Genomic DNA, 26,678 nt, shown 5'->3' on the forward strand with positions numbered 1-26,678 from the left:
GACTAAAAGGAAATTTCGTAGTTGATGAGTTTGAGCACTCCGCACTATATGAGAGGGATAAACAGCAAATAGTGATGCGGCTCATAGCAAAATCCAACCAAAAGGTTAGACTAGAAAAATTATCAGCAGATTTTGAGATACACGTAGATGAAGTAATTCAAACTGAAATAAGTAGAAAGTTTAACATCGAGACAATGAACGATCTCCTATCCCAAGCTAACTTTAATGTGGTCCACACGTTTTCTTCAACAGATGACTATTTTTCGCTTGCTCTGGCCACCTGTGCTTGAGCCAGATGAAGTTCTGGAAAATATTAGTTTCGGCCGTTGGCGAGAGACAAACCTTAAGGCATACTCAACCAACCCACTTGTTCATTGAGTTTTAATTTGAGGTAATGTGGTGATCCGACACTTCACATTTTTTGTAATGATTATAGCGACCTGGCTTCTTTGGTCAGGCCACCTCGACTTTCTCCCTGTGCTATTTGGGGTAATTTCGAGCATCTTCGTTTTATTTCTAACAAGAACTATGAAACTGATGGATGAAGAGAGCTGGCCCTTTGGGCTAATGCACAAATTACCCGCATATTGGCTATGGCTACTTTGGCAAATTATGAAATCAAATNTAGANGTAGCACGGNGNATTCTGACGCCAAGCCTNCCTATTTCTCCCCGNATAATTGAGCTCGAGCTTCCTCTGCAATCTGATTTGGGTCGNGTNATNTACGGNAATTCAATAACCCTTACTCCCGGCACAGTCACNACGGAAATAGNGNGNAAAACTATTGAGGTTCATTCNCTAACTTCTGAGTCTGAGCAAGAACTNAGGTCAGGGAAAATGGCCCAACGNATCCGTGCCTTGGAAAGNNCCCAAAGATGANCATNATGCCGGCCGCNATGGCCGCCATATTGCTTTGTATGTGTCTTACTCTGGCCAGGCTATTGCTTGGACCGACCGTTTTTGACCGGCTTTTAGCAGCCAACAGCTTTGGAACCAAAACTGTNCTNTTTTTGGCTTTAATAGGGNTTCTTTTTGATAGGCCNGATTTTCTGGATTTAGCCCTAGTTTACTCGTTGATCAATTTTGTGGGAGTAATAGCCATTCTGCGATACGTCACGTTCGGAAAGGAATCTGATGCCAAGGAGGGAGCAGAATGATAAGCGGACTAGAAAACATTGCTAGCATCGTTCTGTTAGGAAGCGGGATCATATTTCTTTTTATCGGGTGCATCGGACTTATACGATTCCCAGATTTCTTTACCAGACTGCATGCAGCCGGACTGATTGACACCCTTGGCGCAGGACTAATTTTGATAGGGCTTGTCATTGAGTCCGGCTGGACATTGAATGCAGTAAAACTAATTTTTATTCTNTTATTCCTGTTCTTTACCAGTCCAGTCTCAAGCCANGTCGTGGCCAAAGCGGCNTTGACAAGTGGCCTCAGACCGTGGCGGGCTGAAGAGGACAATCGAACCTCCCAAAGTAAGGAGGAACTCCCATAGAAACACTAATAAATTTTAGTCTTCTATCCCTTCTCTTGGTAACTGCCATTGGGGTGATGTTCTTGCGAGATCTTCTCGCAGTAATAATAATCGCAGGAGTTTATAGTCTATTAATGGCAGCGATTTTTACGCAACTTGATGCAGTAGATGTGGCGTTCACAGAGGCATCCGTAGGAGCTGGGATCAGTACAGTACTGCTGCTAGCAACTTTGGCTCTTATAAAGAACCAAAAAGCGGCTAAATATGAATGGCGGATACCCGCCATTATTTTGGCGCTACTAACGGGAGCTCTATTACTTTATTCAGTGCCCACAATGCCGNTCTTTGGCAATCCCCAAAACCCAATTCACCATCATGTCGCNCCCCAATATATTCAAGAAACACCCGAAATTATTGGAATTCCAAATGTAGTCACCTCCGTATTNGCAGATTATCGTGGNTTCGACACCCTNGGGGAGGTCACCGTGATTTTTACCGCAGGTATAGGAGTTCTGTTACTTTTGGCGCGCCGTAGGACAAAGAAACAATGAGCGAGAATGTAATACTCCGAATTGCCTCAAAGTTCCTGATACCGCTTATCCTCCTATTTGGGCTGTATGTTCAAGCGCACGGGGACTACAGCCCTGGAGGAGGCTTTCAGGCAGGCGTTATCTTTGCTGCCGGGTTTATACTATATGGACTGGTTTTTGGGCTTGATGAACTTAAAAGAGTGGTTCCCCTATCGACCGCAATCATCCTTATGGCTTTTGGAGTGCTCTTATACACTAGCGTTGGCTATTTAACTATGTTTTTGGGCGGCCTGTTTCTTGATTACGCCCACCTGGCACACTCTGAAAAACATGGCCACCATTACGGTATACTATTAATTGAATTGGGCGTCGGCATCACNGTGGCTTCTGTTGTCATCGCCGTCTACCAAATATTCACTGAACGCGCCACAAGAGATGGGGGTTAGCACAATGTTGGTGACTAACTTCAATTTTACCGTAGCGATTTTCATAGCTATGATTGGCCTGTACATAATAGTTGGGCAGGGAAACTTAATAAAAAAGCTAATAGGGCTCAACGTTTTTCAATCATCTGTGTTTCTGCTCTATATTTCGATGGGAAAAATATCTGGCGGAACAGCGCCTATTCATTTTGAAGGTGACTCATCCTTTTCCAATCCCCTGCCTCATGTTTTAATTCTTACAGCCATTGTCGTCGGAGTTGCAACCTTGTCAGTGGGTCTCGCGTTAGTTGTTCGCATTCAAGAAACTTATGGCACTATTGAAGACGACCAAATACGTCAATTGGACCTAGACCAAGAGAACCCGAAAGATGCTTAGCCTAAATATTGCTGCACTTCAGGTAGTGGTACCTCTCATTGGAGCTCCGATTTGTGCTATTTTCGGCCGCCGAATGCTTGGATGGCTAATCAGCACATTTGTTACATGGACGGCATTCGTTATTTCCATCGCCTTACTCCATGAAGTCTTGTGTTGTGGGACCATCAGTTACGTGATGGGAGGCTGGCTGGCCCCATGGGGTATAGAGTACAAAGTTGATCANCTNTCNGCTTTGATTCTTGTTTTAGTCTCGGGCGTCGCATCAATCCTAATGCCTTTNGCATACAACCTNGTGGCCAAAGAAATTTCAGCTGATCAACATCGTCTGTTTTACACCATGTATCTTTTGACGTTCACCGGTCTATTAGGCATGGCCATAACGGGAGATGCATTTAATGCATTCGTCTTCATGGAGATTTCTTCATTATCCGCCTATGTACTGGTTGCATTAGGAAAAAAGAGAAATGCCCTGTACGCGGCTTTTCAGTACCTAACTCTCGGAACTATTGGGGCAACCTTCTTCGTAATCGGCGTGGGACTCCTGTACATGTTAACGGGCACCCTCAACATGGCAGATTTGTCAACACGGCTCCCCCAACATTATTCAAGCTCGGTGTTTTATGTGGCATTTTGTTTTATTGTGGTTGGGTTAGGCTTAAAGTTAGCTCTATTTCCTTTGCACCTATGGCTACCTAACTCTTATACCTTTGCCCCGTCTTTAATATCCGCGCTTTTTGCAGCTACAGGGACAAAGGTCGGGATCTATTTATTATTACGGTTTATATTTACGGTCTTCCAAACTCCCCAAAATACCCAGCTCCTCAGCATTAATGCTGTCATTCTTGCTTTGGCTTTTTCGGGGGTTCTTGTAGCCTCTATTGTTGCCATCTACCAAACAGATGTTCGTAGACTGTTGGCCTACTCAAGTATTGCCCAAATTGGGTATATCATGATTGGCATCGCATTGACTTCTCAACAAGGCTTAATAGGCGCAATCGTCCACCTATTTAACCATGGACTAATGAAGGCGGCCCTATTTGCCGCTATAGGTGCAGTCGCATTAAAAACTGGTGATGTATCTTTGCGTCGGCTGTCCGGTATCGCTAAGCAAATGCCACTAACTNTGGCNGCCTTTATTNTTGCAACGCTTAGCCTGATTGGGATTCCAGGGACNGTTGGCTTTATCAGCAAATGGTACTTGTTGCTTGCTGTCTTGGAGACCCCGGGATTCCTAGGTCTTTTTGGAGCTGCCAGTATTATCGGCGGCTCCCTACTATCAGTTATCTACATGTGGCGCATAGTCGAAGTAGCCTATTTTGAGAAGCCTGGAGAACCTGTTTCACGAATAAAAGAGGCCCCTTGGCCTACATTAGTCACCATCTGGACCCTTTCCGGACTGTGTATTGTGTTTGGTCTTGCCACTGATTTAACAATCGGGATGGCACAGTTTGCTGCGCAATCCTTACTTGGCCTTATCTAATGAATACCGACATGACGCTAATACTATTATTATTAATACCTTTTATCGGCGCCACACTAGTTGGCCTAACCGGCAAACGTCCTAATTTAAGGGAATCGGTCACACTAGTAACTGCAACAGCCCTTTTTATATGTGTCCTAATTCTAGCCGGATCAGTTCTCAAGGGAGAAAGGCCCACGATAGAACTTTTTTCTCTACTACCAAATATTTCTATAGCTTTCCGTGCAGAGCCCTTGGGTATGATTTTTGCCCTAGTTGCATCGTGTCTGTGGATACCAAATTCGGTTTATTCGATAGGATACATGAGAGCACATAAAGAACCTGCACAGACCCGTTACTATATGTGTTTTGCCTTAGCGATCATGAGCGTGATGGGCCTCGCCTTTTCTGCAAACTTGGTAACCATGTTCTTGTTCTATGAAATCCTAACTCTTAGCACTTACCCCTTAGTCACGCATAGCGGAACACCTGAAGCAAAACGTGCCGGACGTGTATACCTAGGATTATTAATCGGTACTTCTGTTGGTTTTCAACTGCCCGCAATCATTCTTACCTACCTGACAACAGGTACGACTGACTTTCAGGAAGGCGGCATTCTCTTGGGCCATGCTGCCCCCGGCCTAATTATGTTACTTTTTGCTCTCTTCATTCTTGGTGTAGGTAAGGCCGCCCTGATGCCGTTTCATCGATGGCTCCCCGCGGCCATGGTTGCCCCCACTCCTGTCTCAGCGTTACTTCACGCTGTCGCCGTTGTGAAAGGCGGGGTCTTTGTGGTGCTTAAAATCGTAATATATATTTTCGGATTAGATGCAATACAACTGGGTCACACCGGCGATTGGCTGCTCTGGCTGGCTGCGTTTACCATTTTGGCATCATCGTTAATTGCCATGACAAAAGATAACCTAAAGGCTCGTCTAGCATACTCCACTATTAGTCAGCTCTCGTATATCNTACTTGGAGCAGCACTTGCCACAACAGCAAGCATAACTGGCGGCGGNTTGCACCTTGTCACCCACGCCTTCGGTAAAATCACATTGTTTTTCTGCGCTGGGGCNATTATCACCGCAACCCACAAAACAAACATAAGTGAGATGCGCGGCATAGGACGTGCCATGCCCATTACGATGCTTGCGTTTTTTATTGGTAGTTTAAGTGTTATTGGCCTACCCCCCTTGGGCGGCACCTGGAGCAAATGGTTCTTGGCTCTCGGAGCAGTAGAGGCAGATAAGATGATTTTAGTTGGAGTTTTAATGCTGAGCAGCCTGCTAAACATTGCCTATTTAGTCCCAATAGTGGTCAACGCCTTTTTTCCTGGGCAACATCCATCAGATTTTGATAAATATGGTGAAGCCCCTTGGGCTTGTTTGGCTCCCCTTTTATTCACGAGCGCTGGATGCTTGGTACTGTTTGTTTACCCGGATCCTATTTTCCATTTACTAAATCAACTTTTTGGAAATTAAGTTATGGGAAACCAGAAAAAATATTGGCTAGACAAATCTGCGAATGTACAAAAACTATTACTGACCCTGTATATTTTGTGTGCCGCACTCCTACTTACAGACCTTTTTTATCATAAACATGCGATAATTAAGCTTGAGGAATCGTTTGGCTTCTTCGGCATTTATGGATTCGTCGCTTGCGTTATCCTGGTACTAGTAGCCAAAGAAATGCGGCGTCTTGTTGGCCGCCCTGAAGGCTACTACGAGGATAACGACAATGCTTAGCCTTCCTCCATTTTTTATCTTTGTGGCTGGCGCGGCTCTTATTTTCCTTCTTCCCCAAAGGTGGCAAGGGTGGTCCTCGTTTATAATAACTATTGTCGCCCTGTTAAATTTTCTTTCCATATCCCAGGGAGTTTACTGGGAGGTAGCCATATTGGACTACAAACTAACACTGGGCCGGGTTGATACCTTAGGCTACTTATTTTGCCTTCTTTTCCATATTGCTGCCGTTATAGCAGCACTTTTTGCCGTTCACGTCCGTGATCCTATTCAAAATATCTCGGCCCTTTTATATGCTGGCGGGGCAGTTGGCGCCACATTGGCAGGAGATCTTATTTCTCTTTTTATTTTCTGGGAAATTATGGCAGTGGCTTCGAGTTTCCTTATATGGGCGAGGCGCAGCCCACAATCAAACGCAGCTGGCCTACGATATCTAATCGTTCAAGTGCTCTCAGGAGTTCTTCTCCTCTCTGGCACAATAGTTTTTTATTGGGAAACAGGATCCACTTCTTTTAACAGCATTGGCCTCAATAGTTTTGGCGGCAAACTCATATTCCTGGCATTTGGAATTAAATGCGCCTTCCCATTATTGCATGGCTGGTTGGTGGACTCCTATCCCCAGTCAACTCCAACCGGCACCGTATTCATGAGCGCATTTACCACAAAACTAGCTGTCTATTCTCTTGCTAGAGGGTTTGAGGGTGCCGACGTCTTAATTTATATCGGCACTTGCATGGCTATGTTTCCTATATTTTATGCGGTTATAGAAAACGACCTTCGTCGAGTATTGAGCTACAGCATGATTAACCAAATTGGCTTTATGGTCGTCGGAATTGGACTCGGCACCGAATTGGCCTTAAATGGAGCAGTAAGTCACGCATTTAATGATGTTATTTTTAAAGGACTGCTGTTCATGTCAATGGGTGCCGTTCTCCACATGACCGGGAAAATTAACGGGACAGATTTGGGAGGACTATATAAGTCCATGCCCATAACCACTACTCTTTGTATTATTGGAGCTGCGTCCATTTCCGCATTTCCTCTTTTCTCTGGCTTTGTATCAAAATCTATGGTCATGACTGCTGCCGCTCAGGAGGGTCATACAATCGTATTCCTCTTACTTCTTTTTGCATCGGCAGGAGTTTTTCATCACGCAGGAATAAAAATACCTTTCTTTGCCTTTTTCGCTCATGACTCGGGCATCAGAACCCGCGAACCTCCCCTGAATATGATAATGGCAATGGGGATAGCTGCCGGAATTTGTATTTTTAATGGGGTTTATCCGTGGGCCTTATACTCGATCCTTCCGTGGGAGGCAGACTACCAACCCTACACCTGGAGCCATGTCATAAGTCAAACTCAGCTCCTCTTTTTCTCTGCATTAGCCTTCGCGTTACTTATGGTAAGCGGGCTGTATCCCCCCGAATTGAAATCGGTAAATCTTGACGTGGACTGGATTTATAGGAAAATAGGGATGAATTTCTTTCGGATTTTACAACGTCTACTTGAGGCTTTGTGGGATATTTTTGTTACGTCACTTCACAATATCCAAAATATAATTGTGAAACAAACCAAAGTACTTTCAGCCCCTAATGGCGTTATGGCAAGAACCTGGTCAACAAGCACTGGCACAAACTGGATGCTTGCTATTTTAGCTATTTTACTAGCAATACTCTTTTTCTCTTAAGAAACTACGCTTTATCACATATAGTTGACGAGTTTCGCAGCTCGCTCCCAAGTTAGGAACCATGCAATGGAATTTTCTTTTTTGCCAGAAGATATTTTGCCAGAAGATGTATTCACTGGGATGCTGGTAGGCCGCGTTTGGTCTCCAGAAACAGACAAGACACCGGGTGGACCATCCGTAGTCGTACTAGCAGAGCACGGCGTATACGATATTACTCGATCGTATCCGACATCTTCCGAATTAATGAATACCAAAAACCCTGTGTTGGCAGCAGCAAATGCCGATGGGGCGATCCGCATTGGTGGAATTGAGGAAATTTTAGCTAATACTGGCCCGGATCAGCGAGACCCGGAAAAAGCATTCTTTCTTGCCCCCATAGACCTGCAAAGCATCAAGGCTTGCGGCGTCACCTTTTTAGATAGCCTTCTTGAGAGACTAATAGAGGAGTTTGCAAAGGGAGATATAGAAGAAGCGAAGACTGTGCGCGAAACAATTGGAAAAGAAGTTGGCTCGAATCTGAACGGCATCCGCCCGGGCTCGGAAGAAGCCGAGCGCCTAAAAAAATCTCTGGTAGATCGAGGCCTTTGGTCTCCATATCTTGAAGTTGGTATCGGCCCAGATGCTGAAGTATTCTCGAAATCCCAACCCATGTCAGCCGTGGGAGTGGGTGCGGAAATCGGCATCTTGAAAAGTTCTACCTGGAATAACCCTGAACCCGAAGCAGTTCTTATAGTGAATGCGGACGGCAATATTGTGGGCGCAACCCTCGGCAACGATGTTAATTTGAGAGATATGGAAGGCCGTAGCGCGCTACTCTTAAACCGGGCAAAGGACAACAACGGATCCTGTGCGATTGGCCCTTTCATTCGCCTTTTTGACGATACATTTTCCCTCCAAGACTTGAAGGGCCAAGAAGTAAGCTTAGCAGTTGAAGGCGATGATAACTTCTCACTTATAGGAACATCCAATATTAGTTTGATGAGCCGACAGCCTGAAGATTTGGTGGCTCAAACTATAAATAGTAATCATCAATACCCTGATGGCTTTGCCCTAATGACAGGAACCATGTTTGCCCCTACTGAAGACAGGGGAGAACCAGGGCAGGGGTTTACTCATCATATTGGTGATGCGGTAAGCATTTTCTGCCCCCCTCTGGGAGCACTGATCAACCGCGTCAACTACTGCGATGAAATTCCGCCATGGAGTTTTGGCGCCTCCGCCCTAGCCCGAAACCTAGTCGCTAGAAACTTGCTGTAAACCCGTAAGGGCTCAAAAAATAGTCTTGCCCGTAAAGTGTATCATAAGACCGGGGTAACCACCCCAGTGGAAGACCCTTTCAGTATCTTAAGATCGCACCCCTCACTGGCTTGCTCCACTTGCTCCAAGTGCAACCGAAGATAACCTCGCTCGGATCTAAGAGGGGGGCTCGGAGCTACCCAATCGCTCCGACGTTGCGCTAAGATCTCCTCGTCAACCGCCAAATCAAGACGACGGCCCTTAACATCTAAGACGATTCTATCTCCGTTCTGGACCAGGGAAAGGGGCCCACCGACATAAGATTCTGGACAAACATGAAGGACTATGGTTCCAAATGCTGTCCCACTCATACGGGCATCCGATATGCGAACCATGTCTTTAACCCCGGCTTCCGCTAACTTTTTTGGGATCGGAATATACCCTGATTCTGGCATCCCTGGCGCGCCCTTCGGACCCGCATTGCGCAACACCAACACATCATCTTCTTTTACGTCCAAATTAGGATCATCAATTCTTTCCGCGAGATCCTCCAAGTTTTCAAAAACAACTGCCCTTCCTTCATGTTGGAGAAGTTCGGGGGTCGCTGCTGAATGCTTTATTATAGCTGTACCAGGCGCCAGGTTGCCTTGGAGGACAACTATGCCCCCCTCCTCCTTCAGCGGCGCATCTATAGGTTTAACTACTTCCTGAGCCCAAGACACCGAATTCGGAATGTGATCACCTAAAGTTTGACCAGAAATGGTCATGCAATCCAAATGAAGAAGAGGTCTGAGTTCCCTGAGAATTGGACCCAAACCCCCTGCCCGAAACAGATCCTCCATATAATTTTCCCCTGATGGTTTTAAGTCAACTATCAGGGGAGTATTTCGGCTCATATCGTCGAGTTTTTGCAAATCCACTTTGATGCCCAGCCGTCCAGCCACAGCTGTCATATGGATAAGCGCATTGGTAGAACCTCCGACAGCCAACATAACGCGAAATGCATTGGAGAGAGAAAATTCGTTGATTATTGAACTTGGAATTAAATTTTCTTCAATTAGCTCCACAGCCCGTTCACCAGTGGCTTCAGCGATACGCAAGCGCTCTGCATGAACAGCTGGAATGGTGGCACTTCCCGGCAGCATCATTCCTAACGCCTCAGTCATTAAAGCCATGGTACTAGCGGTCCCCATAACCATGCACGTACCAGCCGTAGTNGATAGCTGCTGACCAACATCGATGATCTCCTGGTCATCCAATTCGCCAGCCCGGTACCTGCCCCACTGCCTCCGGCAGTCCGTACAGGCGCCAAGGCGTTCACCACGCCAACTTCCCGTCAACATTGGGCCTACCGCTAGAGATATAGCCGGAATGTTTGCGCTAGCCGCAGCCATCAATTGGGCAGGAATAGTTTTGTCACAACCGCCAATTAGGACAACCGCATCAATGGGCTGGGCTCGGATCATTTCTTCTGTATCCATCGCCATNAGATTACGGAATAGCATGCTTGTGGGATTGAGGTATGGTTCCCCTAGAGATATCGTGGGAAAATCTACTGGAAGACCGCCAGCATACATAACNCCCCGTTTGACCGCNTCAACCAAATCTGGGACAGAGCGATGACAATTATTAAACCCGCTACTGGTATTGGCGATCCCAATAATTGGCCTATCAAAATCTGCTTCACTATAACCCATAGACATGGCAAAGCTTTTCCTGAGAAACAANGAAAACCCTCTATCGCCATAATGGGTGAGACCTCGCCTTAGACCCCTCGTATCCTTAGTATTTACCATTTATCCCTTCCTATTAATAACCTGGAGGCAAGGTGCTCACCTCGGCCGCAATCTCAAATGCGCGGGCAGCCCTCAAAACAAGATCCTCGCGAAAACTGTCGGAGACGATCTGCAAGCCNATCGGCAATCCTGCTTCGGTGAAACCGCAGGGGATAGAGCAAGCAGGTTGTTGCGTGAGATTAAACGGATAGGAAAACGGGGNCCAATCCCGATCTCTCAAGTTTGAAACCTGGCCAGACATTGCTCCAACATCAAATGCTGGCACTGCCGTAGCGGGCGTCAGGAGAAGTTCGTAGTCTCTGTGGAAATGCCGCATATGGACACAAAGTNCTGCTCTCCGGGTCATGGCATCGGTATAATCCCTCAACGGAATTTCCCGTCCCTTTTCGACAAACTCTCTTAGTGCTGGTTCNAGTTTGGCCTTTTCTATTTCGGGTAGGGACCCTAAAGCACCAGCCGCGCCAACTCCCCAGTGCGTCTGGAAAATCGGTAAAGGATTTTCAAAACCAGGAGCCTTCTCCTCAACGTTAGCTCCCAGATCTGAAAATACTTTGGCAGCTGCATCTACAGCTTTCCGTACAGAGGGATCGACCTCGGCATAGCCTAGGTCAGGACTATACGCTATGCGGAGCCCTGCAACTCCCTTATCCAACCCATCTGTAAAATCTTCGTTGTTGTATACCAATCTCGTCCAATCCCGGTAATCTGGCTCTGAAATTGCAGTAAGGAGGAGTGCCGCATCCTCAACTGTCAANGTCATGGGACCTGCGTGCGTAAGATTACGCATTGNTCCCTCGGGNTACATCGGAACCCGTCCGTAATTCGCCTTGATACCAAACACACCCGTCAAACTTGAAGGAATTCGGATGGACCCACCACCGTCACCGCCAATGGCTAGAGGACCCATACGGGCAGCAAGCGCCGCCGACGCGCCCCCAGATGATCCACCAGGAGTTTTACCGAGATTCCAGGGATTGCGGGTGATCCCGGTAAGTTCACAATCACCCACGCCCTTCCATCCAAATTCTGGCATGGTGGTCTTTCCAAAAATCACCGCACCATGTTCCCTNACTCTTGCAACACAAGGNGCNTCTTCTTCCCACGGACCCTTTGGATCGATTGTTAATGAACCCNTAAGAGTGGGCCAGCCTTTGGTTAAAAACATGTCCTTTATCGAAATCGGAACTCCATCTAAAAGGCCTTTTGGANTTCCGTTACTCCATCGCNCTTCCGANTCCCTCGCCTGAGCCAGAGCGGACTCNTCATCCACAAGAATGAATGCGTTGATATCCTTGTCACGTTCCTCNACNCGCTCNANAACNGCCNTGATNNCCTCNACGGGNGAGGCCTCTTTGCGCTNAAANAANNCCAATAANTCNTTNGCNGANTTATAAATAAGCTCGTTACTCAANTTGNGCCCCCCCTCGAANTGCTAGCCTAGTCTCNCNATCNNNATCANGATANCATNANGCATTNNANNNTTNNNNTCCATNATNCCANAANCANGGTACTNGTTTTTGTAACAACTAATGCTAAAGATCCCATTTCCATGAAATCTATTCAATTAACAGAACAACTCTACAGCTATATGCTGNAGGCTTCCCTNAAGGAAACCCCAGTTCAGTCNGANCTCCGGGAAACCACGGCATTNTTACCTGGANCCGTGATGCAAATACCCCCGGAACAAGGCCAATTCATGGGTCTCCTCATTAAATTGCTTGGAGCAAAAAACTGCATNGAGGTTGGCGTTTACACCGGCTATAGCNCTCTTAGCACAGCACTNGCCCTTCCTAAAGACGGAAAGCTTCTCGCCCTNGATAGCGACCCCCAAAATACTAAGATTGCCCGTAAATTTTGGAAGAAAGCTGGCATATCAGAACGTATTGATCTTCGAATCGGCCCAGCACTAGAGACCTTGGATCAACTCATTGCAGAAGGGCGTCACAATAGTTTCGATATGGCTTTTATCGATGCTGATAAAACCGAATATCAGGAATACTTTGAGGCCCTCATGATNTTGCTACGNCCNGGNGGTCTATTGATAGCAGATAATGTTTTGTGGTCTGGGAGGGTAGCCGACAAAACAGCTGTCGATGAAGATACTGTTGCACTCCGTGNCTTTACCCTGTCACTGCGGGATGACCANCGGNTATCAACAAGCGTACTACCTATAGCCGATGGNTTGTTACTAGCCGTAAAGCTTTAAANGNCCNCTAATTATCCTGTGTGAACNCCTGAATCTGTAGCCGCCTTTNAGGAAGTTGATCCATGATTAAACGTTTTTTCTCATCCGGATAAAATAACCATTCAGCTACTTCTGCAGGAGAACGGAAACAACCCTCACACAACTGAGTATCCCGGTTGATACGACAGATCCCCAAACAGGGTGTAAGCACATTGCCTGCCCCAGTAACAGGATTACTCATTTCGCAACGTCCAAATTGCCGCTTCGCCACGCAGAAATATACTTTTGACAAAATTCATCGCGCCCAAGGATCACATCCTCAGCCATACGGTAGGAATCACTTNCCCTATCCATAGAAAAGACTTCGGCNGGGTTACTTAGCACGGGATCAATTATTCCTCCATCAGCACCAGCCTCAACCATTAGTATCATAAAAACCTCGTTTACTAATCTCCGCCCTGGGATACCAAAGGAGACATTACTAATGCCACCTGTAATATGAATTTCTGGGCCATACTTACCCCGTAATTCGGCCACCGCATCGAGCGCATGGGATCCAAAGGTCTTATCTACGGATGCTGGGAATACCAACGGATCGATAAAGATAGTATCAAGTGTAAATCCNTTGGAAAGGGCACTTTCNACCATCTTAGATGCATTGGCCACCCTCCCTTGCACNNCCTCTGGCATGCCACTATCCCCAGCTGCTGTTACNACAACAGAAGCCTCATATTCTTTAGCGAGCTCAAGCGCATCCAACCGCTCAAGAGATGCCGAATTCAAAAGTGGCCTTGGCATATCATTATTGTAGGCGGCTAAGCCAACTTCTATCACCTCAATATTAGATGAATCTATGGAAAGAGGGGTGGAGGTTATTTTTTGCAACGCTTCCACAAGCCATCGCATTGCTTTTTTTTGCTCCTCTAGCTTGTAGGAAATCTCATCAACGTTCACATCAAGATAAGATGCCTTTGCGCTGTCTTGTTTTCTAACCAACGTATGCAAATAATCGATAGCAGCCTCAGAAGATTCTTCGCCCAACATTGCCATAGTTGTGGCAATCATTACATGCTTAATCTGACCTTGTTTATACTCTTGTCTCTCCTTAAAACTATCGGGGATAACTAAATATCTAGTCTCACCACCAAGCCCGTTATAAGAAATACTTTCTCTACCTTCATGAGAGACAATACTCTTTCCCTTTCGAAGAAGAACCCTTGTGGTATGAACGTTTTCCCCAATAGAGATAAAACTTTCTCCACCGCTCACTTTGCTTTTCATAGCTTTTCTATTCAACCCCCTACAATCAAGGCCCTCGCCCAATCAACTTGGGCATTGGTGTGAACTGACATCCCTCAACAAAAATATCAAAAAAATCCTCAGTAGTCTCCAACTCAACATGGTCGGCCTTCTCGATTACTTGCTTCAACGCTTTACGCTTTGAAGTGGATAACAAAAGTTCACAAACCCCTTCTATAGCGGCATTGCCGGCTTTTACAATCCGTTCCTTCGGCACAGGTGGAAGGAATCCTATTTCTATGGCGTTTTCTACATTTACATAGTTGGCAAAACCACCAGCCAGATAAAGCGTCGAGATGTCAGTTGGCTGAAGGCCCAAATATCTCATAGCAATGTACTGACCACAATAATTCGCTGCAGTAGCCTGAGCCAAGGCGCTGGCGTCCGCTCTAGAGAAAGTGATAGCGTGTTCGGGAACCACTACTATCTCAGATTGCTTTTTATTTGGCTGGAAAACTCCTTTTTCCGTCATACGGCCGTGTCTTCTCAGTTCGGCAACTAAGTCGATGAGACCGGATCCACAAAGGCCAATGGGGCTGACATTGCCAATGGTCTGATAATCAAAGTTACCAGTTTCTGCATCAATGGATATGGCCTCAATCGCCCCCTCATATCCCGGCATACCATACTTCACTAAACCACCCTCAAAAGCCGGACCCGCCGGACATGATGCAACCACCAAATTATCCGAATTACCGATCGCCACCTCAGTATTCGTACCCACGTCCACAAGCATAACGGTTTCGCTAGATATAGCTCCAATATCAATGGCTGTCAGACAAGCAGCCGTATCTCCACCTACATGACTGGCAATCAAAGGTACTCCATAAATTATTGTTTCTTTATTTGCCCTAATGCCGAGGTGCCAGCCGTTCTCAAATAATTCCGTACTCAGTCTGAGGCCTTTTCTGTATTCAAGTTCTGTCAAGGACTTATAGGGCTTCTGTCCGATCCCCTGCACATCCAATCCAAACAATAGATCTCTCATACTACTATTTCCAGCGACCGCTATTTCGTATATGGCACGTCGCGGAATTTTATGCGCTCGAGCAAAATTTCTAATTGTTCGGTTAAGTATCGTAACAAGAGATTTTGTTAGTTCCCCTCGATGTTGCCCCCCATCGTATGAGATACGATGCATCACATCACTTCCACCAAATTTTTGGGGATTCTCGAAACTAACCCGTTCGATACTGTGTCCTGACTCCAGATCAATTAACTCCGCTACTATCGTGGTCGTCCCCAAATCGACAGCTATGCCGAGTAAACGCCCCCTATAATGATCAATATCTTTCTCGCCATAATAAACTCTATCCTCCCTCCTGGTGACCATCGGCTCCAATAGCAGGTTATCTTTCTTCCTACCGGCTGCCAAAATTTTAGGTCGCCGCCGTAGAGGGGAAAATACCAATGGCTGCTCGACCACCACTCTCGCCTGACAGGCGAGGCGATATGGCTCCTTCAGAAAAGACTCGCTGTCACTNCGCTCGTTCAAGGCCTGAATNCCATTGGCAATTTCCACAACACATTCGTGGCACTCACCGTTACGCCCACACGAGCTCGGAATATTTAAGTTAAGTTCATCTCCCAGTTCAAAAAGGGTCTTGCCTACCTGGGATTCTTTCTCTNGAGCATCGGTTTCTTGCGTTTTCAAGCCTTCTCGGAACCTCTTCTTTGNAGAGCTCTCNCCCTTGTCGCATGCTCGCGGGTCTTTGAGATTTTATCTTTGGCCCGCCTGTAAGTTTTAGGGTCGCTCTCCCAAGCGGGACGGTAGTCAAAGACCCCGTCATGTCCGCATGTTGTATGGCCTTCCTCGCTCCCAACGGGCTTNTGATTTCGGCATTTGAACTTCGCTGTGCAAACGTCTTTACGATCACGATATGGGCATCTGAATTTTGATACTTCATCTGCGCGCTGGACCATACCCGTAAAAATTTCGCTTAGGCGACTTAAACTCTCCTGATATGCCTTAGGATCAACAAAGGAAGTTTGCTTCTCGGGAAGATCATCCTGCTTGGACACTTAAAAAGCCCTTCGCAACAGCGACACAGTCCAAAGCATCCTTGCCGTAGGCATCAGCCCCCATGTCATCCGCAAATTCCTGCGTTACGGGGGCCCCACCCACCATAATCTTTACATCATCCCGCATATCAGCATCTATGAACGCTTCTATAGTTTTTCCCATGTTAGGCATGGTAGTTGTCAACAAGGCTGACATACCCAGAATAGGAGCACTGTGTTCCTCGACGGCATCNATGAACTCATCGTCAGAGGTATCAACACCCAAATCAACCACGTTGAACCCAGCCCCCCTCAACATCATGATACACAGGTTTTTCCCAATATCGTGGAGATCGCCTTTAACCGTTCCCATTATAACAGTTGCTAGGGGTTCGACACCTGATGCTGATAAGATGGGCTCTATATAAGCCATACCGGCCTTCATGGCCCTCGCACAAGCCAATACTTCCGGAACAAAAATATAATTATCCCGAAACTTAATGCCAACTATTCCCATAGCAGCGATTAGCCCATCGTCCATAATTTCCAACGCGTCAATCTTATCTTCGAGAGCTTGCTTGGTTAAGGCGTCGACCACTCCATCATCACCTTCAATAAGAGCTGCTGCTATTTCTTGCATAAGTGGTCGAACCCGAGAAAAAATTTCAACATTGCGCTCTATTTCCTCAGGATTCTCGACAAATTCTTCAATTTCTTGACGAATTTTTTCGTTTGAAATATCTTTTAAGTCAGCCATCGTAAATGCCACCTAAGAATTAATATGAGTCTCTTTTGGTGTGCCATTCCTTAACTGCATTAGGTATCGCAGTTAAGTTTTCAATAGAAGTTTGGAGAGGAATAGCACACTCTGGCCCCACCATGTGAACCCCTGCATCTAAATTAGCACATACTTCGTCATGAACCGCGTCAGGGCCCTTAGCGTATAAAGTTTCTGGGTTATTTATATTACCCACCAGACTTATACGATCTTCAACAATGTCCATAGATTCTTGCGGTTTGTTCTTAGAGTCAAAATGAAATGCAGCCATGCCCGTCTCCGCAATAGAATTCATACGATCAACTGTACGGCCACAAATATGAAGAATTAAGGGCGCTGGAAGAAGATCNACAAATTCTGTATGCATGTCTTTGAGGTAGCGATCATAGTACTCTCCGCTAACCAAATCTCCTGTGGCATGATCGGGAACTGTCAGAGCGTCAGCACCCGCCTCTATTTGTGCCACGCCAAACTGAATGGTTGCTTCCTTCATTCTTTCAAGCGCAAGTTTCGTTTTCCCCGGATCATCTAAGGACATTAATAAAAACGGCTCAACTCCAAAACAGTGATACCCCAAAGTCCAAGGGCCCATTGTCTTTCCAATTATTGCAACATCGTCGCCATATTCTTTTTTAAGAATTTTTATGCATTCAATAACACAAGCGGTATCAGGATGGGTGAGAAAGTCGCTNGGAATTACCACATCATCAACGTCTTTCCATATCGGTTCTCGCATTCTAACAGTAGGCCAGTTATCCTTCTGTTCCCACTGCATCTTGCAACCGAGCGCTGACGACTCCTGGATGATAGAAAAAACAGGCATAATGCTATCAAAACCTAATTCTGTATAACCGGTCGCTGCTAGTCGCGCCATCATTTCAGGATTGCGGTTTGCTTCTGGAAAATGTGCGTCCACTAAATCCATTAGCTCAACCGTAGCCACAGATGTTGGATTGCAAACGGGAGTTCTATCTACGGGTTCCCGACGAAGTCCTGCCAACACCCGTTCACGACTTGTCATCGGTTTAATTTGCTCACTCACCACTGGTCCCCCCGATCCGCTTTATGACTGTTGTTGGGCACTAGGAGCAGATAGCACCCCACGTCCGGCCGCACTATCCTGCTCCCGCAAAGNAGCGCGAACATTTAAGGCCCGTATCAATAATAATCCAACAAGGGGGTCATGGCCACCAGAACAAGGAAACACGACAAGATCTTCCTCACCGTCCACACGAGGAAGATCAGCAAGCTTTGCCAAACCCGCCGCAACCGCCGAAACCCTCCTAGCCCTGCCATCCTCGGGGCCATCAGCTGTAACTCTATACGCCTCCCTGCCAGACAACTTTTCTAGACTTATATTCCGTTCCGTTTTCTTATCAAAAATTCTTAGCGGTTTTGCCTGCAAGGCCTCNCCGGGGGGCACCTTGCATGCCTCTATAAACACCCTACGGCAGGCCTTTACATGAGAGCCGCCACATCCAAACCCAACCGTGAAACTACCATCAGCGTCTTCCATTCCACCCAAAAGTATCATCGAGGCAGCTACGTGGCGCAAACAATTGTCTACCCCTTCCTGTGATGAATAGCTATGCACCTGAAATTCAGTATTACCGCGTCCATTTGTGCGCTTGTACAATCCAATAGAAATGTCATGAAAGTGCGGATAAATTGCCGTCAGTTCTACCCGTTCCCCTAAATCTAATATCCGTGCCATTTTCCCTTGCTTCCCTCCAAAACAATACCTGTCAACGCTGAAGCGCTACAACATCTGACCTATAGTGAAGCTACGACAACGTTAGATATACTAGGATCTGGCCACAAAGATACCAGGGAAAAGTCCCATCTACCATAATGCCTACCACTGCCGTGCCCAACAAAAGAAACGACGATTTTGGCAATTTTAAGCTCCAAACAAAGCCAAAAATATCACACAGAATTGCTAACGTGCCAAGTATTTCATGCTTTCTTCAAGTCCGCCCAGTGTAAGGGGGTACATTCTTGGACCCATTAGCTCTTGTATCATCTGGTTCGACTGAGAATAGGACCAATTAGCTTCAGTCTCAGGATTCAACCACACGGCAGACGTATACACATGCAGCAGACGGTTTAGCCATACACCACCCGCCTCCTCATTCCAGTGTTCAACACTTCCCCCTGGATAAGCAATCTCATATGGGCTCATGCTCGCATCACCAACAAAAATCAATTTATAATCCGAGGGGAATGTACGGATCAAATCCCAAGTAGGCATTCGCTCTGTGTGCCTACGACGATTATCCTTCCAAAGTCCTTCATATACGCAATTGTGAAAATAGAAGTACTCCAAATCCTTAAACTCACTTCTTGCTGCTGAAAATAGCTCCTCACAGGTCTTTACATGGACATTCATCGATCCGCCCACATCCATTAACAATAAAACCTTTATTTTGTTCTTTCTCTCGGGTCGCATCCTTACATCGAGCCAACCTCCATTATCAGCTGTCGCATGGATGGTATCATCCAAATCAAATTCTGTGTTCGCCCCATCCCGCACAAATTGGCGGAGCCTTCTTAAAGCCACCTTGATATTCCGGGTTCCGATCGTTACCGAGTCGTCAAAATTCTTATATTCTCTTTTATCCCATACCTTTACGGCACTTCCGCGACGCCCTTCTTTCTGTCCGATACGTATACCCTCAGGATGGTCGCCATATGCCCCAAAAGGAGAGGTTCCTCCGGTACCAATCCACTTGCTTCCTCCTTGATGCCGACCCTGTTGCTCAGCCAAACGCTCTCTTAAAGTCTCCATCAGCTTTTCCCAGCCCATTTTTTCCAACATTTCCCTATCTTCGGGACTAAGAATCTTTTCTAATTCGCGTCGCAACCACTCGTCCGGGATTTCTGAAAAAAGGGCCTCTCCTAGGGCTTCAACTCCCTTAAAGTATTCAGCAAATACCCGATCAAATTTGTCAAAGTGACTCTCATCCTTAACAAGGGCACTGCGACTAAGGTAATAAAATTCATCAATGCTAATATGAGCATCACCAACCTCTAACGCCTCCAATAACGTAAGGTATTCACGCAATGTTGCAGGCACCCTTGCCTCTCTGACTTTAACAAAAAATTCCGTAAACATCTTTGTTCAACTCGCTAATGTCTCAACATAGGTATTTTTGACCACAAAATCATTCTCCCTGCCGTCGTGCCAAAAACACCAATCTCTCAAATAGGTGGACGTCTTGCTCATTTTTCAAAAGTGCGCCATGCAATGGAGGTATAATCTTATTAGTATCTTTTGTTTTAAGTACTTCAGGATCTATATCTTCAACCAAGAGAAGCTTCATCCAGTCGATTAATTCAGATGTGGAAGGACGTTTCTTGAGTCCAGGGGTATCCCTAATTTCGTAAAATACTTCGAGCGCTCTTCCCAACAATTGTTTTTTTAGACCAGGAAAATGAACCTCCACGATCTTAGCCATGGTATCTTGATCAGGGAATTGTATGTAATGGAAAAAGCAACGCCTCAAAAACGCATCCGGAAGGTCCTTCTCATTGTTAGATGTAATAAGTACTATTGGACGAACTTTGGCCTTAATATGCTCTTTGGTCTCGTAAACAAAAAACTCCATACGATCTAACTCAAGCAAAAGATCATTTGGAAATTCTATATCAGCCTTATCAATTTCATCTATTAGCAGCACAGGAGCGACATCACTCTCGAATGCCTGCCACAACATCCCCTTGGAAATGTAATTCGATATCGAACTCGCCCTCTCCTCGCCCAACTGACCATCCCGCAACCTTGCAACAGCGTCATATTCATACAATCCTTGTTGAGCCTTCGTCGTTGATTTTATATGCCACCTAAGAAGTTGGCGGTCTAAAGCCCTGGCGACTTCCTCAGCTAACATTGTTTTCCCAGTCCCCGGTTCCCCCTTCACCAACAATGGTCGTTCCAAACTAATAGCCGCATTTACAGCGACCATCAGATCTTCAGTTGCTACATATGTATCTGTTCCAGAAAATTTCATAAAATACGCACTCTATTTAGTTTTTGGCAGCCTGCAACAATCGGGCACTTGCTCCGACACGTCAACCCATTCCATCCAATCACAACCTTAGGTCGGTACAAGTCTATAATATCCCCAATATTCCCCTCTTCGGCGAGACACTCAGGGAGGGACGAAACAAACTCTTGACGCGGGCACACCGAGTGATGTTTATCTCCGTTGATACTACTATCGGTACGCTATAGACGGCCGGATGGAACCATGACAGCGACTGCATCAAATAGGATTATACGGGTTACACCGAAAGGGATACAGGACCAAAAGGGCAAACAGCCCATTGTGTGCTTAACAGCCTACACGGCGGCAATGGCCAGAGCCGTCGATGAGCATGTAGACCTTCTCCTGGTGGGCGATTCCCTAGGCATGGTCTTATACGGTTATGACAGCACGTTGAAAGTGACAGTTGAAATGATGATCCGCCATGGATCTGCCGTAACATGTGCGACAAAGCACGCCTGCGTGGTGGTAGACTTACCTTTTGGCAGCTATCAAGAATCCGTGGAACTGGCCTACCGAAACGCAGCAACCATTCTAGCAGAAACCGGTTGCTCGGCGGTGAAATTAGAAGGTGGGCAGGAAATGGCAAAAACCGTGGCCTATTTGGCACAAAGAGGTGTGCCAGTAATGGGACACATCGGCCTGACCCCTCAGCACATCAACACTCTGGGGGGCTTCCGAGCCCAAGGGCGAACCGCAAGTGAAACCGAACTCCTAAAAACAGATGCCATTGCAATTTCGGAGGCTGGAGCCTTCGCAATAGTAGCTGAGGCTATGCCGCAGGAAACGGGCGCAATTCTTACTCGATCCACCAGAGCACCAGTCATCGGGATTGGGGCAGGCCAATCCTGCGATGGCCAAATCCTTGTAACTCATGATATGCTTGGCCTTTCTGGAGATTTTAAGCCCCGCTTTGTAAAGCAATACGTGGATCTAGGCGCCCAGATGAGCCTAGCGGCCAAAGACTTTTGCAGAGAAGTTCGGTCTCGATCATTCCCAAGCCGAAGGTACAATTATAGACTGAAAGTACTCTGAAAATGGGGATGCTGCCATAGCACCAACAACGTGATGACGAATGAAAATTAAACTGGCCCCTTGCATATAGACCAAAGTAATAGGACCATGCGACATCAGCTCTCTCTGGAGCTACACAAAACGATAGCTATGGTGCCTTCTTGGAAATTACCGATATAAATGCAATCGGAATCGAGCATAATTTGGGAGAAAACCGGGCCTATGGAATGGCGCGGGGCTTGACCTCCGTTCGTAATGCAACCTTAATTTTAATCAAAACAGATACAGGAATTGTGGGCATCGGCGAGGCATGGGGGCCCTGCAGCCTAGTTCTAGCTGCACTGGAAACCTTAAGACCTTATTTTGTTGGACGAAACATCTACGACCATGGACAAGTGCCACCCTACATTTATAGTCAACGCTACCACCTTGGGTACCAAAATACAGTTACTTCCTGCCTGTCAGGAATCGATATTGCTGCCTGGGATGCAATCGGCAAAGATAAGGACCTTCCGGCACACAGCCTAATAGGAGGTCAACACCGAGACCGAATACCTTTATACGCCTCGAATGGGTATTTTGCCTTAAACCCGGCAGAACAACTGGGGGACCAACTCAGGGCCCTAAGAGACGAGGGATACCCGGGAACCAAAATTAAAATTGGCCACAGCCCCGAGGACGACGAAAGACGCGTCGCAATAGCTCGAAAAGCATTGGGGGATGACATTCTGCTTATGGTCGACGCCAATGGGAATTACACTAGTGACATGGCGCTCCAAAGCATGAACCGTATTCAACCATACGGAATTCACTTCTACGAAGAACCGTTGACGCCAACTGATCTTCAAGGATATGAGTATTTACATCGTCGCTCAGCAATTCCTATAGCAACTGGCGAAGCCTTGTATACGGCCCATGATTTCAAGCGGCTGATGGATATTAAAGGCGCGGATTTTTGGCAACCGGACCTAACTTTGTGTGGCGGACTATCGGTTGGAAGAGACATTTTTGCCCTCTCGAAACTCGCTCATGTTAGAATGTCTCCCCACGTTTGGGGAAGCGCCGTTGGATTAGCTGCCGCACTACACTACGCTGCGTCATTGACCCCCTGGCCACACTCGGATGCAATACCCCAACCACTGCTGCTCGAGTATGACAGAGGCAGGAATGCTTTGCGAGATGAAATCTTAACCTCACCACTCCGCCAAGTTGATGGGCACCTTCCGGTACCCAAAGGGCCGGGCCTCGGGATAGAATTAAATTGGGATGCAATTGAAAAGTATAGAGTGAATTAGGAAGAGAGATGTCAAAAATTTTCATAACGGGGGGAAGCGGATTCGTTGGAGCACATGTGGCCCGAGCCTTTGTCGCGGACGGGCACGATGTCACAGTTTTTGGGCCCTCTACAGAACCTTGTCTATCGACCGAGGACCTCAAAAAAATGAAGTTTTTGAAGGGAAGTATTGCGGAGGCATCAGCCGTATCCAGCGCTTTAGGTGCTGTTCATCCAGATATCGTAATCGGCCTGGCGGCGTTTGGTGGCACTGGCAACGGACTTTTGGCTTCTGCCGCCTCTGATGGCGCCGCAGCTATATCAGTCAATGTTCAAGGCTTTCATCACCTGTTGTCAGCATGCGTTGAATTACCAGTTTCACCCAAAGTCATATGGGCCAGCACCTTTGCTGTTTTTGGACCCGCTTCCACCTATCCCAATGGAGTCGCTGATGAAACCTCGCCCAGAAAACCCGAAAGCTTTTACGGCTTAACCAAAGTTTTGGCGGAGGATTTAGCGGGTTTCTTTCGTGACCATCAAGACTTAGCCATAACCGGCATTCGGCTGCCTTTGGTATTTGGACCCGGCCTCTGGTATAATGGTGTTGCTAACCAGATAAGAGAACTTTTCGAAATTGCAGTGGGAGGCGCTTCGACGGAACTGCAGCTTGCAACAGAACCCATAGAGTTAATGTACGTCAAAGATGTAGCCAAGGCTTTCGTTCACGCAGTGAATTACAATGGATCATTAGATACAATCTATAATTTGACTGCTTTCCCTAGCAGTCCTTTTTCCATTGCCAAAGAGCTCAGCAGTATCTTGCCACAGGCAGGATTTCAAATACACCCAATTGCCACAGGGGAGAGTTACTCATTAGTAAACGGCAATAAATTACGCATAGAAACAGGATTTGTCCCGGACTTTAATCTCACAATGGCATGCAAAGATTACATTGACGAGCTGGGGAAAATACCAAGATAGCGTCCAATTCAATAAACAGACTAAGCATTTAATAAATTTAAGGCAGAACCAAAATGAATCTTGATTTTGACGATAGCGAAGTGGCTTTCCGACTGGAGGTACGCGAATTCCTTAAAAACCATATCCCTTCAACGATTAAGGCCAAAATAGATGCCCACCAGAAGTTATCAAAAGATGACTACATGAAATGGCACAAGATTCTTTTTGAGAAGGGGTGGGCAGCTCCAAATTGGCCAGAGGAACATGGTGGAACGGCTTGGTCGGCTCTGCAGTGCCATATTTTTGATGAAGAAATTGGCCTAGCGGGAACACCCAGAATACTGCCTTTCGGCGTAAATATGGTTGGCCCTGTCATCATGGAATTTGGGAATGATACCCAGAAGAATAAATACCTCCCGAGAATATTATCAGGCGACGATATTTGGTGCCAAGGTTACTCCGAACCAGGGTCTGGTTCAGACTTAGCATCCTTAAAAACGCGAGCTGTTAAGGATGGAGAACAATATGTCGTAAACGGATCCAAGATCTGGACAACAAGTGCCCATTGGGCTGACATGATTTTTTGTTTGGTCCGAACTAATACAGAAGCAAAAAACCAAGAGGGAATATCCTTTCTCTTGATAGATATGCACGACCCAGGAATTCAGGTACGGCCTATAATTACGATGGATGGCGGCCACGAAGTCAATCAAGTGTTTTTTCAAGATGTTAAGGTCCCGGTCGCCAATTTAGTGGGAGAAGAAAATAAAGGGTGGACATACGCCAAGTTCCTATTGAAGCATGAACGAGCGGGAATAGCCGCAATAGGATCGCAAAAGAGGCAGCTTCGACGGTTAAAGGAAATAGCTAAGGCCGAGCAAACAAACGGGAAGCCACTGATTGAAGAGGTCCGCTTTAGAGACAAAATATCTCGGGCAGAGATAGACCTTTTAGCTCTGGAATACACTGAATTGAGAGCTGTATCAGCTGCTAACCAGGGCGAGGCCCCCGGGACTGAGGTTAATTTACTAAAAATACGTGGGAGCGAGATGCAACAAACCATAAGTGAGCTTCTGGTGGAAGCTGTAGGATACTACGCAAATCCCTATGTCCCAGATTCGCGTGAGCCGGGCTGGAACGAAGAACCCATTGGGCCTGACTATGCCGCCAGCTTAGCTCCTGAATATTTTAATTGGCGTAAATCTTCCATTTATGCAGGATCGAACGAAATACAAAAAAATATTATTTCAAAGATGGTTCTCGGGCTATAGACCTAGCATTACGGAATTCCAAATAAGGGTAGAACAGTGGATTTTAAACTAAGTGAAGAACAGACCTTACTCAAAGACAGCGTAGATCGTTTTTTGCAAGATGAGTATAGCCTGGATAAAAGGCGCGCTCTGATACAAACGGAAGACGGGTTTAGCCGTGAGAACTGGAAGACATTTGCTGATTTGGGGTGGCTAGCTATGCCCTTCGCAGAAAATAGTGGCGGATTAGGTGGTGGATCCGTAGAAACTATGGTGTTGATGGAAGCATTTGGAAGAAACTTAGTTGTTGAACCTTATCTCCACGTAATTGTGACAGCGGCGTCACTTATTGAGGCTCTCGGCAATAAGGAAACCAAGGACAAAATTTTACCCAACATAATCACCGGTGAAAAACTACTGACCTTGGCCCATGTTGAGCCACAGGCACGCTATAATCTCTCCGATGTTATCACGATGGCCTCCAAGACTTCTCAGGGCTACAAAATATCGGGGCATAAAGCTGTTGTGTTCCATGGAGCATCTGCTGACCACTTTCTCGTTTCGGCAAGAACCGGGGGAGAACAAACAGATGAAAAAGGAATATCGCTATTTCTTCTAGACTCGACCCAGTCGGGAATAACGAAAAGGCCCTATCCGACCATAGACGGACTCAAAGCTGCTGAAGTTATCCTAGATGAGGTAGAAGTTGATAACTCTGCCCTAATTGGAGAAGAGGGAGCCAGCTTCTCTGCAATCGAAACTGCAGTGGACCATCGCCACGCCGTACATCAATGATGCATTTAGCTATTCCACTGGTGATTGCAACCTCAGCCCCCATCCCATTTGCCCAAAATCCATCTATTTCACCGTTTATTAATGATTGGGCAGCAACGACGCCAAAAGACTTCCCTTCCGGAATACCCCCCGGCGGTAAGCCGATGTTAATATTATCGGCTTCAGCATCGATACCTGCAGCAATTAACAATTGACGAAGCCCCACATCAACCCCCGGCGCAGCTCCAAGCCGTAAACCTTTCAGTCCATGAACATCGCCCTTTTTTACGTCAATGTCACGGCGTAGTACGAGGAACCAGTACATTCCTTGTGAAAGGGCGCAGAGAAC

The 26,678-nt window shown here is 46.5% G+C and carries 29 protein-coding genes; 18 read left to right on the forward strand and 11 right to left on the reverse strand.

What is annotated here, in order from left to right:
- From CMM32_09215 to CMM32_09270, 12 genes are all read left to right on the forward strand, one after another.
- A partial coding sequence (locus tag CMM32_09215; protein ID MBT07072.1) for an L-histidine N(alpha)-methyltransferase occupies positions 1 to 290 on the forward strand: 290 nt, incomplete at its 5' end.
- 136 nt (positions 291 to 426) lie between these two features.
- Positions 427 to 879 carry a hypothetical protein gene (locus tag CMM32_09220; GenBank protein ID MBT07073.1) on the forward strand — a complete coding sequence of 151 codons (453 nt, stop codon included), beginning with the start codon at positions 427 to 429 and terminating at the stop codon, positions 877 to 879.
- 5 nt (positions 880 to 884) lie between these two features.
- Positions 885 to 1,157, forward strand: a complete 273-nt coding sequence (locus CMM32_09225; GenBank protein MBT07074.1) for a pH regulation protein F — start codon at positions 885 to 887, stop codon at positions 1,155 to 1,157.
- The gene (locus CMM32_09230; GenBank protein MBT07075.1) at positions 1,154 to 1,501 is read left to right on the forward strand and encodes a hypothetical protein; all 348 of its coding nucleotides are present in this window, start codon (positions 1,154 to 1,156) and stop codon (positions 1,499 to 1,501) included. The genes CMM32_09225 and CMM32_09230 overlap by 4 nt, the downstream gene beginning before the upstream one ends.
- Positions 1,498 to 2,031, forward strand: a complete 534-nt coding sequence (locus CMM32_09235) for a cation:proton antiporter (GenBank protein MBT07076.1) — start codon at positions 1,498 to 1,500, stop codon at positions 2,029 to 2,031. The genes CMM32_09230 and CMM32_09235 overlap by 4 nt, the downstream gene beginning before the upstream one ends.
- Positions 2,028 to 2,456, forward strand: a complete 429-nt coding sequence (locus CMM32_09240) for a cation:proton antiporter (GenBank protein MBT07077.1) — start codon at positions 2,028 to 2,030, stop codon at positions 2,454 to 2,456. The genes CMM32_09235 and CMM32_09240 overlap by 4 nt, the downstream gene beginning before the upstream one ends.
- Positions 2,457 to 2,460: 4 nt before the next feature.
- Positions 2,461 to 2,829 carry a Na+/H+ antiporter subunit C gene (locus tag CMM32_09245; GenBank protein MBT07078.1) on the forward strand — a complete coding sequence of 123 codons (369 nt, stop codon included), beginning with the start codon at positions 2,461 to 2,463 and terminating at the stop codon, positions 2,827 to 2,829.
- The gene (locus CMM32_09250) at positions 2,822 to 4,309 is read left to right on the forward strand and encodes a cation:proton antiporter (GenBank protein MBT07079.1); all 1,488 of its coding nucleotides are present in this window, start codon (positions 2,822 to 2,824) and stop codon (positions 4,307 to 4,309) included. The genes CMM32_09245 and CMM32_09250 overlap by 8 nt, the downstream gene beginning before the upstream one ends.
- Positions 4,309 to 5,769 (forward strand): cation:proton antiporter, encoded by a 1,461-nt coding sequence (locus CMM32_09255; GenBank protein MBT07080.1) that lies wholly within the window; start codon positions 4,309 to 4,311, stop codon positions 5,767 to 5,769. Before CMM32_09250 ends, CMM32_09255 begins: the two co-directional genes overlap by 1 nt.
- Positions 5,770 to 5,772: 3 nt before the next feature.
- On the forward strand, positions 5,773 to 6,033 hold the full coding sequence (locus tag CMM32_09260) for a hypothetical protein (protein ID MBT07081.1): 261 nt from the start codon (positions 5,773 to 5,775) through the stop codon (positions 6,031 to 6,033).
- Positions 6,026 to 7,717: a Na(+)/H(+) antiporter subunit D gene (locus CMM32_09265; protein MBT07082.1), complete on the forward strand. Its 1,692-nt coding sequence runs from the start codon at positions 6,026 to 6,028 to the stop codon at positions 7,715 to 7,717. The genes CMM32_09260 and CMM32_09265 overlap by 8 nt, the downstream gene beginning before the upstream one ends.
- 66 nt (positions 7,718 to 7,783) lie before the next feature.
- Positions 7,784 to 8,974, forward strand: coding sequence for a fumarylacetoacetate hydrolase (locus CMM32_09270; protein ID MBT07083.1), 1,191 nt, complete (start codon positions 7,784 to 7,786; stop codon positions 8,972 to 8,974).
- A gap of 41 nt (positions 8,975 to 9,015) precedes the next feature.
- On the opposite strand, the gene CMM32_09275 is transcribed toward CMM32_09270, so the two are convergent.
- Complete coding sequence (locus tag CMM32_09275) at positions 9,016 to 10,749, reverse strand: dihydroxy-acid dehydratase (protein MBT07084.1); 1,734 nt, start codon at positions 10,747 to 10,749, stop codon at positions 9,016 to 9,018.
- A 13-nt stretch (positions 10,750 to 10,762) separates the two neighbouring features.
- Positions 10,763 to 12,160 carry an amidase gene (locus CMM32_09280; GenBank protein MBT07085.1) on the reverse strand — a complete coding sequence of 466 codons (1,398 nt, stop codon included), beginning with the start codon at positions 12,158 to 12,160 and terminating at the stop codon, positions 10,763 to 10,765.
- A gap of 132 nt (positions 12,161 to 12,292) precedes the next feature.
- Between CMM32_09280 and CMM32_09285 the strand changes: the two genes are divergently transcribed.
- Positions 12,293 to 12,955 (forward strand): SAM-dependent methyltransferase, encoded by a 663-nt coding sequence (locus CMM32_09285; protein MBT07086.1) that lies wholly within the window; start codon positions 12,293 to 12,295, stop codon positions 12,953 to 12,955.
- Between the two features lie 7 nt (positions 12,956 to 12,962).
- Here the strand turns inward: CMM32_09285 and CMM32_09290 are convergent, their stop codons facing one another.
- The 9 genes from CMM32_09290 to CMM32_09330 all read right to left on the reverse strand — a co-directional run bounded on the left by CMM32_09290 (position 12,963) and on the right by CMM32_09330 (position 21,022).
- Complete coding sequence (locus CMM32_09290) at positions 12,963 to 13,175, reverse strand: DUF1289 domain-containing protein (GenBank protein MBT07087.1); 213 nt, start codon at positions 13,173 to 13,175, stop codon at positions 12,963 to 12,965.
- Entirely contained in the window at positions 13,172 to 14,215 is a 1,044-nt protein-coding gene (locus CMM32_09295) for a hypothetical protein (protein ID MBT07088.1), read from the reverse strand. The genes CMM32_09290 and CMM32_09295 overlap by 4 nt, the downstream gene beginning before the upstream one ends.
- A gap of 25 nt (positions 14,216 to 14,240) precedes the next feature.
- Complete coding sequence (locus CMM32_09300; GenBank protein MBT07089.1) at positions 14,241 to 15,887, reverse strand: ferredoxin; 1,647 nt, start codon at positions 15,885 to 15,887, stop codon at positions 14,241 to 14,243.
- On the reverse strand, positions 15,884 to 16,255 hold the full coding sequence (locus tag CMM32_09305; protein MBT07090.1) for a hypothetical protein: 372 nt from the start codon (positions 16,253 to 16,255) through the stop codon (positions 15,884 to 15,886). The genes CMM32_09300 and CMM32_09305 overlap by 4 nt, the downstream gene beginning before the upstream one ends.
- Positions 16,239 to 16,874: a cobalamin-binding protein gene (locus CMM32_09310; GenBank protein ID MBT07091.1), complete on the reverse strand. Its 636-nt coding sequence runs from the start codon at positions 16,872 to 16,874 to the stop codon at positions 16,239 to 16,241. The genes CMM32_09305 and CMM32_09310 overlap by 17 nt, the downstream gene beginning before the upstream one ends.
- Before the next feature lie 136 nt (positions 16,875 to 17,010).
- Positions 17,011 to 18,042: a methyltransferase gene (locus CMM32_09315; GenBank protein ID MBT07092.1), complete on the reverse strand. Its 1,032-nt coding sequence runs from the start codon at positions 18,040 to 18,042 to the stop codon at positions 17,011 to 17,013.
- Positions 18,043 to 18,075: 33 nt separating this feature from the next.
- On the reverse strand, positions 18,076 to 18,726 hold the full coding sequence (locus CMM32_09320) for a hypothetical protein (protein MBT07093.1): 651 nt from the start codon (positions 18,724 to 18,726) through the stop codon (positions 18,076 to 18,078).
- Positions 18,727 to 18,951: 225 nt separating this feature from the next.
- Positions 18,952 to 20,127, reverse strand: coding sequence for a VWA domain-containing protein (locus CMM32_09325; protein ID MBT07094.1), 1,176 nt, complete (start codon positions 20,125 to 20,127; stop codon positions 18,952 to 18,954).
- 49 nt (positions 20,128 to 20,176) lie between these two features.
- Positions 20,177 to 21,022 carry an ATP-binding protein gene (locus CMM32_09330; GenBank protein ID MBT07095.1) on the reverse strand — a complete coding sequence of 282 codons (846 nt, stop codon included), beginning with the start codon at positions 21,020 to 21,022 and terminating at the stop codon, positions 20,177 to 20,179.
- A gap of 240 nt (positions 21,023 to 21,262) precedes the next feature.
- Between CMM32_09330 and panB the strand changes: the two genes are divergently transcribed.
- The 5 genes from panB to CMM32_09355 all read left to right on the forward strand — a co-directional run bounded on the left by panB (position 21,263) and on the right by CMM32_09355 (position 26,350).
- Positions 21,263 to 22,093 (forward strand): 3-methyl-2-oxobutanoate hydroxymethyltransferase, encoded by an 831-nt coding sequence (gene panB / locus CMM32_09335; GenBank protein MBT07096.1) that lies wholly within the window; start codon positions 21,263 to 21,265, stop codon positions 22,091 to 22,093.
- A 140-nt stretch (positions 22,094 to 22,233) separates the two neighbouring features.
- On the forward strand, positions 22,234 to 23,367 hold the full coding sequence (locus tag CMM32_09340) for a mandelate racemase (protein MBT07097.1): 1,134 nt from the start codon (positions 22,234 to 22,236) through the stop codon (positions 23,365 to 23,367).
- A gap of 8 nt (positions 23,368 to 23,375) precedes the next feature.
- Complete coding sequence (locus CMM32_09345; protein MBT07098.1) at positions 23,376 to 24,326, forward strand: hypothetical protein; 951 nt, start codon at positions 23,376 to 23,378, stop codon at positions 24,324 to 24,326.
- Between the two features lie 53 nt (positions 24,327 to 24,379).
- Entirely contained in the window at positions 24,380 to 25,576 is a 1,197-nt protein-coding gene (locus tag CMM32_09350) for a pimeloyl-CoA dehydrogenase large subunit (GenBank protein MBT07099.1), read from the forward strand.
- Between the two features lie 36 nt (positions 25,577 to 25,612).
- Positions 25,613 to 26,350: a hypothetical protein gene (locus CMM32_09355; protein MBT07100.1), complete on the forward strand. Its 738-nt coding sequence runs from the start codon at positions 25,613 to 25,615 to the stop codon at positions 26,348 to 26,350.
- The last annotated feature ends 328 nt before the right edge of the window (positions 26,351 to 26,678 follow it).

It is taken from the genome of Rhodospirillaceae bacterium, from assembly GCA_002728255.1.
Taxonomy (GTDB): Bacteria; Pseudomonadota; Alphaproteobacteria; order UBA7887; family UBA7887.